General features: G+C 68.0%; 14 protein-coding genes and 1 tRNA gene. 3 read left to right on the forward strand and 12 right to left on the reverse strand.

Going from position 1 to position 15,916, the window contains the following annotated elements:
• The first annotated feature begins 101 nt into the window (after nt 1-101).
• Nucleotides 102-686, forward strand: coding sequence for a hypothetical protein (locus ACFXHA_RS09510; protein ID WP_379354717.1), 585 nt, complete (start codon nt 102-104; stop codon nt 684-686).
• An 89-nt stretch (nt 687-775) separates the two neighbouring features.
• Here the strand turns inward: ACFXHA_RS09510 and ACFXHA_RS09515 are convergent, their stop codons facing one another.
• The gene (locus ACFXHA_RS09515; RefSeq protein ID WP_379354719.1) at nt 776-1,399 is read right to left on the reverse strand and encodes a TetR family transcriptional regulator; all 624 of its coding nucleotides are present in this window, start codon (nt 1,397-1,399) and stop codon (nt 776-778) included.
• 128 nt (nt 1,400-1,527) lie between these two features.
• Between ACFXHA_RS09515 and ACFXHA_RS09520 the strand changes: the two genes are divergently transcribed.
• Complete coding sequence (locus ACFXHA_RS09520) at nt 1,528-2,316, forward strand: SDR family oxidoreductase (protein WP_379354721.1); 789 nt, start codon at nt 1,528-1,530, stop codon at nt 2,314-2,316.
• A gap of 25 nt (nt 2,317-2,341) precedes the next feature.
• Complete coding sequence (locus ACFXHA_RS09525; protein WP_379354723.1) at nt 2,342-3,406, forward strand: diacylglycerol kinase; 1,065 nt, start codon at nt 2,342-2,344, stop codon at nt 3,404-3,406.
• Nucleotides 3,407-3,409: 3 nt separating this feature from the next.
• Here the strand turns inward: ACFXHA_RS09525 and ACFXHA_RS09530 are convergent, their stop codons facing one another.
• The 11 genes from ACFXHA_RS09530 to ACFXHA_RS09580 all read right to left on the reverse strand — a co-directional run bounded on the left by ACFXHA_RS09530 (nt 3,410) and on the right by ACFXHA_RS09580 (nt 15,724).
• Nucleotides 3,410-5,050, reverse strand: coding sequence for a copper resistance protein CopC (locus ACFXHA_RS09530; protein WP_379355043.1), 1,641 nt, complete (start codon nt 5,048-5,050; stop codon nt 3,410-3,412).
• Nucleotides 5,051-5,052: 2 nt separating this feature from the next.
• Nucleotides 5,053-5,736, reverse strand: a complete 684-nt coding sequence (locus tag ACFXHA_RS09535; protein ID WP_379354725.1) for a YcnI family protein — start codon at nt 5,734-5,736, stop codon at nt 5,053-5,055.
• Nucleotides 5,733-7,142, reverse strand: coding sequence for a PLP-dependent cysteine synthase family protein (locus ACFXHA_RS09540; RefSeq protein ID WP_379354727.1), 1,410 nt, complete (start codon nt 7,140-7,142; stop codon nt 5,733-5,735). Before ACFXHA_RS09540 ends, ACFXHA_RS09535 begins: the two co-directional genes overlap by 4 nt.
• Nucleotides 7,139-7,981 carry an ABC transporter ATP-binding protein gene (locus ACFXHA_RS09545; RefSeq protein WP_379354729.1) on the reverse strand — a complete coding sequence of 281 codons (843 nt, stop codon included), beginning with the start codon at nt 7,979-7,981 and terminating at the stop codon, nt 7,139-7,141. Before ACFXHA_RS09545 ends, ACFXHA_RS09540 begins: the two co-directional genes overlap by 4 nt.
• The gene (locus tag ACFXHA_RS09550; RefSeq protein WP_379354731.1) at nt 7,975-8,994 is read right to left on the reverse strand and encodes an ABC transporter permease; all 1,020 of its coding nucleotides are present in this window, start codon (nt 8,992-8,994) and stop codon (nt 7,975-7,977) included. Before ACFXHA_RS09550 ends, ACFXHA_RS09545 begins: the two co-directional genes overlap by 7 nt.
• Entirely contained in the window at nt 8,991-10,079 is a 1,089-nt protein-coding gene (locus ACFXHA_RS09555; protein ID WP_379354733.1) for an ABC transporter substrate-binding protein, read from the reverse strand. The genes ACFXHA_RS09550 and ACFXHA_RS09555 overlap by 4 nt, the downstream gene beginning before the upstream one ends.
• A gap of 169 nt (nt 10,080-10,248) precedes the next feature.
• Nucleotides 10,249-10,321, reverse strand: a tRNA-Thr gene (locus tag ACFXHA_RS09560).
• Between the two features lie 82 nt (nt 10,322-10,403).
• Complete coding sequence (locus ACFXHA_RS09565; protein ID WP_379355045.1) at nt 10,404-11,618, reverse strand: DNA polymerase III subunit delta'; 1,215 nt, start codon at nt 11,616-11,618, stop codon at nt 10,404-10,406.
• A 61-nt stretch (nt 11,619-11,679) separates the two neighbouring features.
• Nucleotides 11,680-12,186, reverse strand: coding sequence for a DinB family protein (locus ACFXHA_RS09570; RefSeq protein WP_379354735.1), 507 nt, complete (start codon nt 12,184-12,186; stop codon nt 11,680-11,682).
• Nucleotides 12,187-12,325: 139 nt separating this feature from the next.
• On the reverse strand, nt 12,326-15,202 hold the full coding sequence (gene topA / locus ACFXHA_RS09575; RefSeq protein WP_379355047.1) for a type I DNA topoisomerase: 2,877 nt from the start codon (nt 15,200-15,202) through the stop codon (nt 12,326-12,328).
• A 318-nt stretch (nt 15,203-15,520) separates the two neighbouring features.
• A complete protein-coding gene (locus ACFXHA_RS09580) occupies nt 15,521-15,724 on the reverse strand; it encodes a cold-shock protein (protein WP_029925108.1) in 204 nt (67 codons plus the stop codon).
• Nucleotides 15,725-15,916 lie beyond the last annotated feature (192 nt).

The following is a 15,916-nucleotide window of genomic DNA, read 5'->3' on the forward strand; positions in this document are numbered from 1 at the left end:
CCCCCACCTGCCAGGTCGCACTGAACTTCGCACCCCACCCGGCCAAGCGCGCTTGGGTATGCTGCCCCGGCCATCGTTTTCGAGTCGGGGGAATTCCACTCATGCCACAAAACCAAGGCGGCAACAAGATTCGCGGCATTCTGGCCGCGGTCGGAGCCGTCGCAGTTCTTATTCTCATCCGGGTCGGGGTCCGGCTGATCGACGGTGTCTTCGGCATCATCGGCCTGCTGGTCTTCATCCTCATCTGCGTGGGCGCCTATTTCGCGCTCAAGAAGAGGGGGCAATCCACGACCACCGCGTCGAGTTTCGCTCCCGCCTATACCCAGGCCCCGAGCCCCTACGACCACCAGAACACTCCCGCCCAGGGTTATCCGGCACCGTCCGGGTACCTCCCGCCACCCGCGGGCGCACCGAACCAGGGATATCCGCCGCCTCCGAGTGGTCCGGGCTACCCGGCCCCGCAGCCGGGCTATCCCGCACCGGGCGGACAGTTCGCTCCCCAGGGTCCGGCTCAGGGCTACGCCCCCGCACCGCAGGGTTATCCCACCCGGGCGAACGGGCCCGCGCCGCAGCCGAATCAGGCCGGCCCGCACGGCTATCCGACGCAGCCGAGCGGATATCAGCAGCAGGGCTACCAGCCGGGTTACTCGCAGACGCCGCCGAACTACCCACCGCAGCAGCGGTAAGTCGTTCCGACTGCATTGTTTTCGCGGTCCGCGTCGTGTTGGTCTCGACGCGGACCGCTGTCGTTCTCTGCAAGGGTGAAATCCGGGCGTCAGCGAATGGGTGCGCGTTCGACGACCGGTGCGGTGAGCACGCCCGCGAGCATGTCGACGATTTCACCCCAGGACGCCACGTCCCCCGCCGCCACCCGTCCGGCCTCGACTGCCCGTTCGTGATCGGCGAGCAGCGCGAACAGCACCGTGGGCAGCGCCCGTAATCGCCTCAGCCGCAGCGGTTTCGGCAGCTCGGTGAGCCGGCCTTCCAGTTGCCGCATGATCACCCGCACCGAGGTGCGCCGCGCGGAGTCCAGGTTGGCGGCATCGGTGACCGCCGGGTGGGTGTGGATCTGTTCGAGAAACCGCGCGTAGTGGTGGATCCCGTGCCGATCGCTCAGTTCCAGCATGGGAATGACCAGCGCCTCGAGCAGGTCGTGCACCCCGGTCGCGCCGGCTCCGGCCTGTTCGGCGAGCAGTTCCAGCCGCCGCACCTCCAGGGTGGCGAGCCGGTATTCGACCACGGCCAGAATCAGCCCGTCGCGGGATCCGAAGTGGTACTGGATCGCCGAATTATTGCGCTGTTCCGCGGCCGCCGCGATATCACGCAGCGGCACCGCCTGCCCACGCTCGGCGATCAGTTGCTCCGCCGCGAGAATGATGCGCTCGCGCGCCCCGGTCACCGGTAACTCCTTTGCCACAGCCTGCACGATAGCCGTTCACCAGCGAATAAAGAACTTGTCCTTGACGGTTAAGAGTAAATGCTTAAAGCTGCTTGTGACTGTCGTCACGCAGAAGGACTGATTTCGCGATGATCCTGGACACCTTCCGACTGGACGGCCGCGTTGCCGTCGTGACCGGCGCGGGCCGCGGCATCGGTGCCGCCACCGCCCTCGCCCTCGCCGAAGCCGGTGCGGACGTGGCCATCTCGGCCCGCACCGCCTCCCAACTCGACGAGGTGGCGGACCAGATCCGCGCCCTGGGCCGCAAGGTCGTCACCGTTCCCGCCGACCTGTCGGACCTGTCGGCCGTCACCGCACTGGCCGAGACCGCCGCCGCCGAACTCGGCCGCCTCGACATCGTGGTCAACAATGTCGGCGGCACCATGCCCAATACCTTCCTCACCACCACCCCCGAATTCCTCGAAGAGGCATTCCGGTTCAATGTCTCCACCGCACACGCCCTCACCCAGGCGGCGGTGCCGTACATGCTGAAGAACGACGGCGGCTCGGTCGTCAATATCTCCTCGATGATGGGCCGCTCTCCGGGCCGCGGCTTCCTGGCCTACGGCACCGCCAAGGCCGCGCTCGCACACTGGACCCGGCTGGCCGCCGCCGACCTGTCCCCGCGCATCCGCGTCAATGCCATCGCGGTCGGCTCGGTGCTCACCTCGGCACTGGAAGTCGTTGCGCAGCAGCCGGAGATCAAGAAGCAGATGGAGGACGCCACCCCGCTGCACCGTCTCGGTGAGCCGTGGGAGATCGCCGCCGCCATCGTCTACCTGAGCTCCCGTGCGGGCGGCTACGTCACCGGCAAGGTGATCGAGGTCGACGGCGGTATCGCCGCGCCCAACCTGGACCTCCCCATTCCCGACCTGTGATCCGCTGCGCCCCAGGAGTTCTCCCATGACATATCGCGTAGTCCAGTGGAGCACCGGCAATGTCGGCCGGCGCACCCTGCGTTCCATCATTGCCCGCCCCGAACTCGAACTGGTCGGCGTGTGGGTCTCCGGCCCCGGCAAGGCCGGTAAGGATGCGGGTGAACTGGCCGGTCTCGACCGCGAGATCGGTGTCACCGCAACCCAGGACGCCGCAGCGCTGCTGGCCTTGAAACCCGACTGCATCGTCCACACCGCGATGGCCGACGACCGGCTGATGGAGGCCGTGGAGGATCTGAAGACCTTCCTGCGCGCCGGCATCAATGTCGTCTCCAGCAGCCCCGTCTTCCTGCAGTTCCCCTACGGCACCCTCCCCGACGAGGCCATCGCCCCGATCATCGAGGCGGCCGACGAGGGCGGCGCGTCGCTGTGGGTCAACGGCATCGACCCCGGCTGGGCCAACGACTGGCTGCCGCTGCTGCTGACCAGTGGTTCCGAGCGCATCGACAAGATCATCTGTTCGGAGGTGATGGACTACTCCACCTACGACAACCCCAAGGTGCTCTTCGACATCATGGGCTTCGGCAGCGCCCTCGACGACCTGCCGCTACTGCTGCAGCCGACCATCCTCACCCTCGCGTGGGGCAGCGTCATCCGCCAGCTCGCCGCCGCCCTCGACATCGAACTGGACGCCGTCACACAGCATTTCGAGCGCCTCCCGGCAACCGAGGACCTGAAGGTCGGTGGCCGCACCATCGCCGCCGGCACGGCCGCCGCCCTCCACTTCCAGGTGCACGGAGTCCGCGACGGCCGCGAGATCCTCACCCTCGAACACACCACCCGCCTGCACCCCGACCTCGCTCCCGACTGGCCCCAACCGGCCGGAAAGGGCTGTTACCGAGTGGAAGTCAAGGGCGAACCCGACTACCTCCTCGACCTCCAGCTCTACAGCAACGGCGACCACGCCGAAGCAGGCATCGTCGGCACCGCCGCCCGCCTGGTCAGCGCCGTCCCCGCCGTAATCGCAGCCCGCCCCGGCCTCCTGACGGCCACCGACCTCCCCCTCACCACCGGCCGCGGCCTCGTCTCCTAACCCTCACCACACCCGATACGGCACCGTGGCGGCGTATCCACTCACCCGATCCGCCACCACGGTCAACCGCAACCGCCACTCCCCCGCCACCGGCACCCGAACCGGCCGCGACACAAAGTAATCCGGCCCGATCTCGACGGGTTCCACCCGCCGAAACACCACCTCCACCGGCCCGATCCCACCTCCGTCCCGCTCCAGCCGCCCGGTCACCTCCAAGGCTCCCCTCGGTAACCCTGCCGAATCCTTCAGCCGCACAGTGATTTTCTGCGGCCCGGCATGCGCCCCATCAATATTCACGTGGGCAGTGAGCGCCCCGACCGGAACATCCAACGCAACCGCCGGATCATACGTATCCCGAGCAGGCGCAACCCCGGTCAACAATGCGGTCACGACCAGCACGGCAACCTGCGCACCCAACTCCGCGCGCACCACCCAGGACATACCCACGCTCTCGCGCCGCCGGTTACCTGCCGCCCATCGCCGTACCGCCACTGCAACCCCGAGCGCGACCGCGACCAGAGACAACTTGGCGATCAGCAGCAGCCCCCACGACGTACTCCACAGCGCTGCAACCGGACTCACCGCCCGCCAGGCCTGAAACACGCCGCTGACCGCCAACGCCGCTACCGCCCCGGCTGCCACGGATCCGAACCGCGCCACCACCCGAACTCGCCGCGACGTCCGCCAGGCCAGCACCACCACCATGACCCCGCCAACCCACACGGCCATGGCGACCACATGCAGCACCGTCGAAACCACTGCCGCCCAGCGATACTCCCCCGCTGCGGCATGCCCGGACGCGGCCTGGGCCAGCACCACAACGGTTCCCGACACCGCCATGATCGATCCAGCACGCCGGCTCGACGCGGTCGCGGCGTAAGCGAGCGCTATCGCCCCCATCGCCTTGGCCAGCAGCACCGCGCCGGCCAAGGAGATCGCCGACTGTATCCACGTGCGTGGCTCGCCCCAGCCTGCCGCGCCACCGAGCCGTCCCGGGATGAGAGCGAAAGCCGCCAGCGCGGTGCCGGATACGGCGGCCGCGCCGACCCGGGTCAGTTGGGTAATCGCCCGGGAGTGTGCAGCTTCCGTCCAGATCAACCGGACCGCCAGTGGGATACCCACCGCCAGTGCGATTCCCAGATAGCCGAGAGCGGTGAGCAGGCGCACCACCGTGTCCAGTGTGGCGATCAGCGGGTCGGGTGGGGCCGCGGTCACCGTCAGGTCGGGTGGGACGCCGATGCCGAAGACAATCGAGCCCGCGACCACATGCCCGTCGGCCGACAGTAGGGACCAGCCGAGTAGGTAGGTGCCGTCGGACAGGCCGGGGCGCAAGGGCACCACCACCGTCCGGCCACCATCCGCGGTCGCCGGCGAACCGTCATCGGCGCGAGCGCCGTCCCGGTCGGCGACGGTGACCGCGTTCTGTGCGGCCGTCACCGGTTCGTCGAAGGTGATCGATACCCGCGCGGGCGCGTGGTCGACCATCGCACCGTAGCCCGGGTCACTGCTCACCAGGACGGCGTGCGCGGAAGCCGCTGCGGCACCGAGAAATACCGTGGCCAGCACCAATCCGGCCGCGCACAACGCGGTGACCACCGCGCGCCGCACGCCATGCGATAGCAGCGGCGTCGATTCTCGAAGCATCGTCAACGTTTGACGCGGAGACGCCTGAGCTTCGGCGCGGCAGACAGGGCGAGCGCACCGAGCGCGACCACCAGCGCCGCCACCGCCAGCCGCGAATCCCGGTGCGCCGCCCGGGTATCCGGCGCGGCGGCCGGATGCTCGTGTGCATCGTCGTGCCCGCCCGACAGTTTCAACACGGGTGCGGGTTTGTCCGGTGTCGTGCCGTCGGAGGATTGCTCGATCCACGACACCACCGACCCGTCGCTGTAGGTCTGGATGGCCGGGAACGCCAGTTCACTCACGTGCGGCAGCGGACCGACCTGCAGTTTGAACTCTCCGAATTCCCCGGGCCGGATCGAGACCCCGTCCTTCGCGGTGAAGGTGACGCTGGAAACGTAGTCGGTGACTTTGCCACCGTGCCCGTTATCCACAGGCGTCCCCAGGGTGGCGCGCTTCTGCGTCACATCCCATCCGGCGACGGCCTCGTTGCGCACCACTGCCAGCGGATGATCCTGCGGCAGCGTGATTTCCAGCTTCACCGTGCCCGCCGTCGCCGACTCGGTCGGCACCCGCACCGTCACCACCGCGAACCCGCCCGGCTCGGCGTCGGGTGCGCTGACCCCGACATGCGCGGCAGCGGTCCCGGCTCCGGTGAGCCCGAGTCCCGCCACCAGCAGCGTGCCGGCGATCCAACGTGCGAATATCACTGTGTTTCTTCCTGTTCCGTTGATTCGGCGAGCCCCGCGATCACCGCGACGGCCCGTCCCTCGTGTGCGATGACGACCGGTCCGGTATGCCCGGCGAGACGGATGAGCGCCTGCTGCAGCGGTTCGCTGGTGCCGGTGAACGGCAGCGGCGCTCCCAGATGCGCGCCGACCGGATCGGCAGCGGGTGCGCCGGCGAGGGTTTCGGCACTGACCGAGCCGAGAATCTCGGCCACCACGGTCGGCCCGGATGCCGTGCGCTGCAGTACGACCGGCAATGCCGGACCGCTTCCCAGCAGCACCCGCGCCTCGGCGACCGTCGCACCGGACGGCACCGCCGCCAGGTCCGCATCACGATCGAGCCCGCCCACCACATCGCCCACCGTGGGCCCGTTCACCTTCGTGGTGAGCGGGAACCCCAGGCTCCCCAGCCATTCGTCGTTGTAATACTTCGACAGATAAGCCCGCCCCGAGTCCGGCGCGACGACCACCACCACATCCTCGGGCCCCAGCGTCCGCGCGGTCCGCAGTGCCGCCGCGATGGCCGTCCCCGACGAGCCACCCAGCAGCAGCCCTTCTTCCCGCGCGATCCGATGCAGTACCCGAATGGCTTCGGCGTCGGCGATCCGCTCGATCCCGTCCACCACCTCCGGGTGATACGACTCGGGCCATTCGTCGGCCGCCGTCTCCGGATGCAAAAAATGCCCGACCGCCTCGACGTACCAGATCCGCCCGTCCCCGCCGCCGTACACGGAGGTCACCGGGTCCGCCCCGATCACCCGGACGGCACCGTCGGATGCCTCTTTCAGGTACTCGCCGGTCCCGGTGATGGTCCCGCCGGTCCCGACCCCCGCCACGAAATGCGTGACGCGCCCGCCGGTCTGATCCCAGATCTCGGGCCCGGTGGTGGCCTTGTGCGCGGCCGGGTTGGCGGGATTGTCGTACTGTCCCGCGAACCAGGCCCCCGGAATCTCCGCGGTCAGCCGCAAGGCCACCGACCGCAGATGCTCGGGATGATCGACCGGCCGCAGCCCGGGCGTCTCGTGCACTTCCGCCCCGTGCGCCCGCAGCAGCGCCTTCTTCTCCGCGCTCACCCGATCCGGCACCACAACCACGGTCCGGTACCCGCGTGCCGCCGCCAGCGCCGCCAGCCCGAGCCCGGTATTGCCGGAACTCGCCTCGACCACCGTCCCGCCCGGCCGCAGCTCCCCGGCCTGCTCGGCGGCGAGCAGCATGCCGAGCGCGGCCCGATCCTTCACACTCCCACCGGGATTGAGGTATTCGAGCTTCACGTACACGGTGGCGCGAATATCGTCGATCACCCGATTGAGCCGCACCAGCGGCGTGTGGCCGATGGCCTCGGCGACGGAGTCGAGCACACCTGTGCCGCGGGTGGAAACACCGGTCATGCGGCTGCCCTGCCTGTCTCGCCGAGCGCTGTGAACAGCTCCCGGCGCAGTCGAAGATATTCGGGGTCGTCGTGATCACGCGGGCGCGGTAGCTCGATCGCCAAGTCCCGCACCACTTTTCCCGGCCGGGGCGTGAACACCACGACCCGGTCGGCCAGCCGCAGCGCCTCGTCCACATCGTGGGTGACCAGCACCGCGGTGAATCGGTCCCGTTCCCACAGCCGCGCGATCTCCCCCTGCAGGGTGGCGCGGGTGAGCGCGTCGAGCTTGCCCAGCGGTTCGTCCAGCAGGAACAGCCGCGGCCGATTGACCAGGGCCCGCGCCAGCGCCACCCGCTGCGCCATCCCACCGGACAGCTGCGCCGGATACGAGTCCCGGAAGCCGTGCAGGCCGACGAGTTCCAGCGCCTCGGTGACCCGTTCCCGTTCGGCTCCCAGCGTGCCGCGCGCCTGCGGGCCGAGCGCGACGTTCTGTTCGACCGTCCGCCACGGATACAGGGTGGGATCCTGGAACATCAACGCGCGGTGTGGATCCGGCGCGGCAATGAGCTCGCCGTCCGCGCGCAACGTCCCCCGCGACGGCCGCTCGAGCCCGGCCAGCAGCCGCAACAGCGTCGACTTCCCGCACCCCGACGGCCCCAGCAGGGCCACGAACTGCCCCGGCTCGATGCGCAGCGAGATATCTGTCAGCACCCGCAGCCGACCCAATTCCTGTGCCCGGGTCGGCTCCGGCGCGGGCCGCCCCAACACCCGATCCAGCACGCTGCGCTTGCGCGCCCCATCCACCGAGAACTGGTGGGACACACCCTCGATATCGATCGCGATCCCGTCCCTCACCACCGCACCAGATCCTTCTGCCAGGCCAGCGCGCGATTGCGCAGCCGGAGCAATCCGACGATCGCGGTGGCGCACACCGCGATCATGATCACGATCGCCGCGTACATCCGCGGATACGCCGCCCACCCCTTCGTCCACTGGATGTACCAGCCGAGCCCGTTCTTCACCCCGAGCAATTCCGCCACCGCCAACGCCGTCAACGAGGCGCACAGTCCCATGAACAGCCCGGTGAAAATGCTCGGCAGCGCACCCGGCACCGCCACCCGCCAGATCAGAAAACGATTCGAAGCCCCGAGCGTCTGCGCCACATCGAAATACCCGCGCGCGACCCCCGACACACCCACCCGGGTCAGGAACGACACCGGGAACCACACCCCCAGCGCCACCATGAACACACTGCCCAGATACGTGCTGGGAAACAGGATGAACACCACCGGCAGGATCGTCGCGGGCGGCACCGGCCCGAGCGTCAGCAGAATCGGATGCGACCAGTACGCCACGCTTTTCGACCATCCGGTGGCGATCCCGGTGAGCAGCCCGCCCACCGCGCCGAGCGTGAACCCGGTGGCGAGCAACAACAGCGAATGCCAGGTGCACGACAGCAGCAGCCCGCCGTCCTCCCAGAACACCAGCAGCATCTGCTGCGGCGACGCGAAGTGCGGCGGCACCAGCCAGCCGCTCTTGGCGGTGCTGTACTCCCACACCAGGATCCACGCCGCCAGCACCCCGAGCCACGGGGTCCAGTGCCGCAGCCGCACGGTCACCGCGCGACTGCGATAGGCGACGGCCGCCCAGGCGGTCAGCCCGAAGGCGATGGTGGCGAACAGGATTCCCGCCGCGGTCGGCGCGGCCGCGGTCAATCGGTCGGGGACGACCAGCGTCACCGCCGCCGTCAGCACCCACAGCGACCAGGCCGTCACGAACCCGAGCGTCGGCGAATACCGGACCACGGCAGGTCGAGTCGCCGCCTCCCGCTCCGCGTCGGCGGCAACGGTTTCCGCCGGAGCGGTCGTCACCACGTCAAACCCAGATCCGCGAACACCTTGTCGGCCAGCACCCGCGAGTCGGTCTTGCGATCCAGATATCCGGTCTTGGCGAACTTCTCGATGCCCGGCGTGATCTCCGGCTTGAACTTCACCGCTGACGGGTTGTAGCCATAGGTCTTCAGCGTCGACTCGACCACCGTGAGATCCGCCGCCACGTACTTGTTGTCCACCTCGAGCGCCGCGGTCTGCCCGAGATTCGCCCCCACCCAGCGGCTGCCCTCCGCCCAGGCCGTGACCAGCGCCCGCGCGGTATCCGGATCCTCCCGCAGCAGCCGACCGTTGATGGCGGTCGCGCAGCAGAACAGCTCCCGGTTCGCGCCCTGCTGATTGTTGGTGAGCTCGCGCGCCTTGCCCTTCAACAGCGGCAGCAACGCATTCGGGTCACTGCCCGCGACCGCCTGGATCTCGCCGCGCGCCAACGCGTCGCCCAGCTGATCGCCGGGGAAGACCCGCCACTCCACGTCCTGACTCGGATTGATTCCCGCGTCCAGCAGATCCAGCGAGAAGAACGACATCGACGAATCGCCGATCGCCGCCACCCCGATGGTCTTGTTCCGCAGTTGCGCCACCGAGGTGATCGGACTGTCCGGCGGCACGATGATGCGCAGGCACCCTTCGTGCAGCCCCGCCGCCAGCTTGGCATCGATCCCCTGCTCGATCGGCTTCAACCACGAGAAGAAGATCCCCGGCGCGGCATCCAGTTTCCCCGCCCCCACCGCGTCCTTGATCTCATCGGCCCCGGTCTTGACCACCTCGACCTGCAGCCCGTGCTTCTCGAAAATCCCCTGGTGCAGCGCCGCGAACAGCGGCGCCTCACAGATCCCGCCCCCGAACCCGATCTTCAACGCCCGATTCACCGGCCCCGCCCCCGGCGTCCGCCGCGTGGTCAGCCAGGCCCCCACCCCGCCACCGGCCACCACGGCCGCCGCGATCCCCGCCCCCGCGAACAGCTTTCGCCGCGACAGCGCCGGAACCTCCAGTTCCGCAGGCGCACCCAAGTCCTCCGACTCGTCCGTCTCGCGCCCCGCGTCGCCCTGCTCGTGCTCGCCCGCCATCGTCGCAACCCTCCATCGTCGCACCGCGCCCCACACCGTCTATTCGGTGCCGAACGCCTCGACGTCAGATTCGCAAAGCGACCCACCCGCGAACAGATTTCCCCTCACCACGAACACAAGTCCCCCAACGAAAAAGAGGCGAGGACCAATGGTCCTCGCCTCTCATCCGAGCCGCCCAGGGGAATCGAACCCCTGACCTTTTCATTACGAGTGAAGCGCTCTACCGACTGAGCTAGGGCGGCGTGCCTTCCGGCGCTGCGAGTCTATCGTCTCGTGCCCGAATCGCGAAAACGGGTGCCGGGGGTGATGTGCGACACGCCGGGGTCAGGCGGAACGCGCCGCGATCAGGGCGGCGGCCATGGCGGCGAGGGCGAAGCGGGGCTTGACGTTGGTTTCCAGGGCGTCGCGGCAGTCGAGGACGGCTTGGATCGAGAGCAGCAGGCCCTCGGGGCGGACGTCGGTGGCCAGTTCGCGGATCTGCTCGGCCATATCGGGATGGGTGAGCACCACCCCGGAGGAGGAATCCGCGGCCGCGGCGCCGAAGCGGACCGCGAGCGCGTCCCGGTACATGCCGGCGACATCGATCAGGGCCCGGTCCAGGGCATCGCGCCCGGTCCGGGTGGCTCGCGACTTCTGGCGTTTCTCCAGGTCTTTCAGCACACCGGCGGAACCGCGGGTGGCCGAGGCCGCACCCTTGCCGGTGCCGCCCGCGCCCAGCGCGGTGGCCAGTTCGTCGCGTTCCTTCTCGTCCCGCTCGGCACTGACCTGCTTGGCCTCGTCATCGGCGGACTTCACGAGTTCATCGGCGGCCTGGTACGCCGCGGCGGGTCGCGAGGTGGCCACGACCAGCTGTAGCGCTCGTTTGCGCCGGGACCGGGCCTGCTCATCGGTGGCCAGTCGCCGCGCCCGGCCCACATGCCCGCCGCTCACCGACGCCGCCCACCCGGCCGTCCGTTCGTCGAGGCCGTCCCGCTCGCGCAGTACCCGCGCGATCGAGGCCACCGACGGCGACGCCAAATGCACGTGGCGACAACGGGATCGCAGCGTCACCGAAATATCCTCCGGATCCACCGAAGGCGCACAGAGCAGGAAGACGGTCCGTGCCGGCGGCTCCTCCACCACCTTGAGCAGTACGTTTCCGGCGGCCTCGGTCAACCGGTCGGCATCCTCGACGACGACTACCTGCCAGCGCCCGGTGCTCGGACGACGCGACGCCACCTGCACGATCTCGCGCATCTCCTTGGTGCCGATGCTCAATCCTTCCGGCACCACCCGGCGCACGTCGCCGTGCGTCCCGGCCATGGTGGTCGTGCACGCATGGCACCGCCCACAGCCGGGCGTACCCGGGTCCGTGCACTGCAACGCGGCCGCGAAACACAGCGCCGCCACCGACCGGCCCGATCCGGGCGGCCCGGTGAACAACCATGAATGCGTCATGGCCGACGACGATCCGGCCCCATCCCGCGCCGCCACCGCCGCAGCCGTCAACGCGGACTCGACCGCATCCTGGCCGACCAGTCGATCGAAGACACCCGCCACGTCGACCACCTTAGCCGCCACCCCCGACAGCCTCGGCCGACGGTCAGTTGCCGCGCTGGTCTCAGTTGGCCCGCTGATAGGTGGAGTTGGCCCCGTCCAAGGCTTCCCGAATGATGTCGGCGTGCCCGGAATGGTGCGCGATCTCCCGCAGGATGTGCAGCAGGATGTAGCGCACGCTCAGATGGATGCGCTCGGGTGCCCAGGGCGCGGTCGGCGTCGGCACCGAGTCCTCGAGATTGGGTAGCTCCCGGATCAGCTTCGCCGTCTGCTCGGCGACCACGTCCCACTCGGCCAGCAGCCCGGCCACGGTCTGCTCCGGATCGAGCCGATACTCGGAATCCATTCGGGAAACATCGAATTCGGCGTTCGGATCACGTTCGACAAGGATCGAGGCCCAATGCTTCTCGACATTCACCACGTGGCTGAGCAGACCGCCGAGGGTGAGTTCACTGACCGTGGTGCGCTCGCGCGCCTGCCCGTCGTCGATGTTGCGGACGGTGATCCGGAACAGCTCCCGCTGGCTGTCGAGGATCTTGATCAGTTCTTCACGCTCATGGTCGACGGTCATCGAATGTCCTTCCGCTGGTGCGTGTTACGAATGACACGCTACGGCAGGGCACCGACAGAAAAGCCGATGAAAAGCGAAAACGCTCCCGCCGGAGCGGGAGCGTTCGCACTGATATCCGATCAGGACCGCGCGTGTCCGATCAGGACTGCGCGGCGGCGGTCTTCTTCGCCGGAGCCTTCTTGGCCGCCGCGGCCTTCTTGGTGGTCACCCCGTCGGCCGTCTTGGCCGCCGCCTTCTTCGCGGCCGCCTTCTTGACGACAGTCTTGGCCACCGCGGTCTTCTTGGCAGCGGTCTTCTTCGCGGGAGCCTTCTTGGCCGTCTTCTTCGCAGCCTTCTTCACCGGCCCGCGCGCGCGTCGATCCGCCAGCAGTTCCGAAGCCCGGGCGTCGGTGATCGATTCGACCTCGTCACCCTTGCGCAGGCTGGCGTTGGTCTCGCCGTCGGTGACATACGGGCCGAACCGCCCGTCCTTGATCACCATCGGCTTCTCCGACACCGGGTCAACACCCAGTTCGCGCAACGGCGGCGCGCTCGCCGACTGGCCGCCGCGCCGCTTGGGCTCGGCGTAGATCTTGAGCGCCTCCTCCAGCGTGACCGAGAAGATCTGGTCCTCACCGGTGAGCGACCGCGAGTCGGTGCCCTTCTTGAGGTACGGCCCGTAGCGCCCGTTCTGCGCGGTGATCTCGTCCCCGGAGGTCGGGTCGGCACCCACCACGCGCGGCAGCGAGAGCAGCTGCAGCGCTTCCTCCAGCGTCACCGTCTCCACGCTCATGGACTTGAACAGCGACCCAGTGCGCGGCTTCGGCTTGTCGGCCGCCTTCTTCGCGGGCTTCTTCGCGCCGGTATCGATATCCTCGGCCGGTTCCGGCAGCACCTCGGTGACGTACGGCCCGAAACGCCCTTCCTTGGCGACGATTTCGTGCCCGGACACCGGATCGACGCCCAGCGAGCGCCCCTCTTGAGGCGTCGCGAACAGCTTCTCCGCAACCTCGGGCGTCAGTTCGTCCGGCGGCAGATCATCGGGCAGATTGGCCCGCTGCGAGACCGGATCCCCGTCCGGGTCATCGGGATTCACGATGATGCGCTCGAGGTACGGCCCGAACTTGCCGACCCGGACCACGACATCGCGGCCCTCTTCATCGGCGAAAAGCTTGATGGAGTTGACTTCTCGCGCGTCGATGCCGTCGAGCCGTTCGCCCACCATCTTTTTCAGGCCGCCGGACCGCGCCACCGAACCCTCGGCACCGTGATCGCCACCGAAATAGAAGGAGGACAACCAGTTTCCACGCTGCTCGCGTCCACCGGCAATGGCGTCGAGGTCATCTTCCATGGCCGCGGTGAAGTCGAAGTCCACCAGCCGCCCGAAGTGCACCTCCAGCAGCCCGATCACGGCGAATGCCACCCACGACGGCACCAGCGCGCTGCCGCGCTTGTACACATACCCGCGGTCGAGAATCGTCTTGATGATCGAGGAGTAGGTGGAAGGACGGCCGATGCCGAGATCTTCCAGCGCCTTGATCAGTGAGGCTTCGGTGAAACGTGCGGGCGGATTGGTGGTGTGCCCGTCGGGCGCGAGCTCGATGGCGGTCACGCCCTGGCCCTCGGTCAGCGCCGGCAACCGCGATTCGGCGTCGTCGGACTGCCCGCCCGCCTCCTCGTCGACACTCTCCACATACGCCTTGAGGAAGCCCGCGAACGTGATCGTCCGGCCCGAAGCCGAAAACACGCACTCCTCACCGGAATTCGCGTTACCGGTAATACGAACGGTCATCGTGGTGCCGCGCGCGTCCTGCATCTGCGAGGCCACCGTGCGCTGCCAGATCAGCTCGTACAAACGGAATTCGTCGGTGTCGACCTTGTTGTGCAGCTGTCCCGGCGTGGCGAAGGTGTCACCCGCGGGACGAATCGCCTCGTGTGCCTCCTGCGCATTCTTGACCTTGCGGGTGTACTGCCGCGGTGTGGGACTCACATACTCCGCGCCGTACAACTGCGTGGCCTGCGAACGCGCGGCCTGAATCGCCGACTCCGACAGGGTCGTCGAGTCGGTACGCATATAAGTGATGTAGCCGTTTTCGTACAACCGCTGTGCCACCCGCATGGTGCGCTCAGCGGTGAAACGCAACTTGCGCGCGGCCTCCTGCTGCAGCGTCGAAGTCATGAACGGCGCGTACGGCTTTCGCGTGTACGGCTTGGATTCCACCGAGCTGACGGTGAACTCGGCCCCGTGCAGCCCTTCGGCCAGCCGCTGCGCGTATCCGGCATCGAGCACGACGACGCCCTGCGACTTCAGCTGCCCGTCGGATCCGAAATCACGACCGGTCGCCACGCGCGAGCCCTGAACGGTGACCAGCCGCGCACCGAAGACCCGCGGGTTCCCGCCGCTCTCATCCCCGCCCGCATCCAGCTTGGCCGCGATATCCCAGTACTCCGCGGACCGGAACGCCATGCGCTCCCGCTCGCGCTGCACGATGACTCGGGTCGCCACCGACTGCACCCGGCCCGCCGACAAGCGCGGCATGACCTTCTTCCACAGCACCGGCGACACTTCGTAGCCGTAGAGCCGGTCCAGGATGCGTCGCGTCTCCTGCGCGTCGACCAGGTCCTTGTCCAGCTCACGGGTGTCGCGGGCGGCGGCCTGAATGGCCGACTCGGTGATCTCGTGGAACACCATGCGCCGCACCGGCACCTTGGGCTTGAGCGTCTCGAGCAGATGCCAGGCGATCGCCTCGCCCTCGCGGTCGGGGTCGGTGGCGAGGTAGAGCTCGTCGGCGTCGGCCAGCAGGCTCTTCAGCTCACTGACCTTCCCCTTCTTATCGGGGCTGACCACATAGATGGCCTCGAAATCGTGATCGACGTCCACGCCGAGCCGAGCCCACTGCTGTCCTTTGTATTTGGCGGGCACATCCGCGGCGCCACGCGGCAGGTCCCGAATATGACCGACCGAAGCCTCCACCACGTAGCCGCGGCCGAGGTAGGGAGCGATCTTCTTGGCCTTCGTCGGCGACTCCACAATCACGAGACGACGCAGGGAACGGCCCTGGTCGGGCGCTGCCTCAGGGTTCGGCGCTGCACCGCGGTCTCGTGTTGCCACCGGCGAACACACCTTTCGTCTCGATCCGCGTCGGCTCTGGTGTACGCACCCTACGCGGCTGGGGCAAAGCGGCTGCGATGTCCGATATCGCTGCCAGCAACGTTTATACCGTGTTCAAAGGCCGCGGCTGGTGCGCGGCGACGATGTAGCCCCTGATCGTGATCGAGTGTAATGGGTCCAGATATGGGTCGTCCCCCACCGCCCGGAGGCGATGGGGGACGGAACCTGTGGGTTGGCTCGCTCTTAGAGCGCGCGAACACCGGTGGCCTGCGGGCCCTTGGTGCCCTGGCCAACCTCGAACTCGACCTTCTGGTTCTCCTCGAGGGTACGGAAGCCCGATCCCTGGATCTCGGAGTAGTGGACGAAGACGTCCGCGGAGCCGTCCTCGGGCGCGATGAAGCCGAACCCCTTCTCCGCGTTGAACCACTTCACAGTTCCCTGTGCCATTCTGTTCCTTCTCTTTCCATACCGGAACGGCGGACAACGAGGTTCGTCCACCGGGTCCGTTCCGACCGTTGTACTCTGTTCCCCCTGCAGGAAAGCACCTAGTACACCGTTCGCAACATCGATCCTGCTGATGGTTTGGACTTTCGATCCGTTCCCTCGAACACAGAAGCTTGCGACCAGGAACCAGTGAAC

Source organism: Nocardia sp. NPDC059240, from assembly GCF_042753865.1.
GTDB lineage: Bacteria > Actinomycetota > Actinomycetes > Mycobacteriales > Mycobacteriaceae > Nocardia.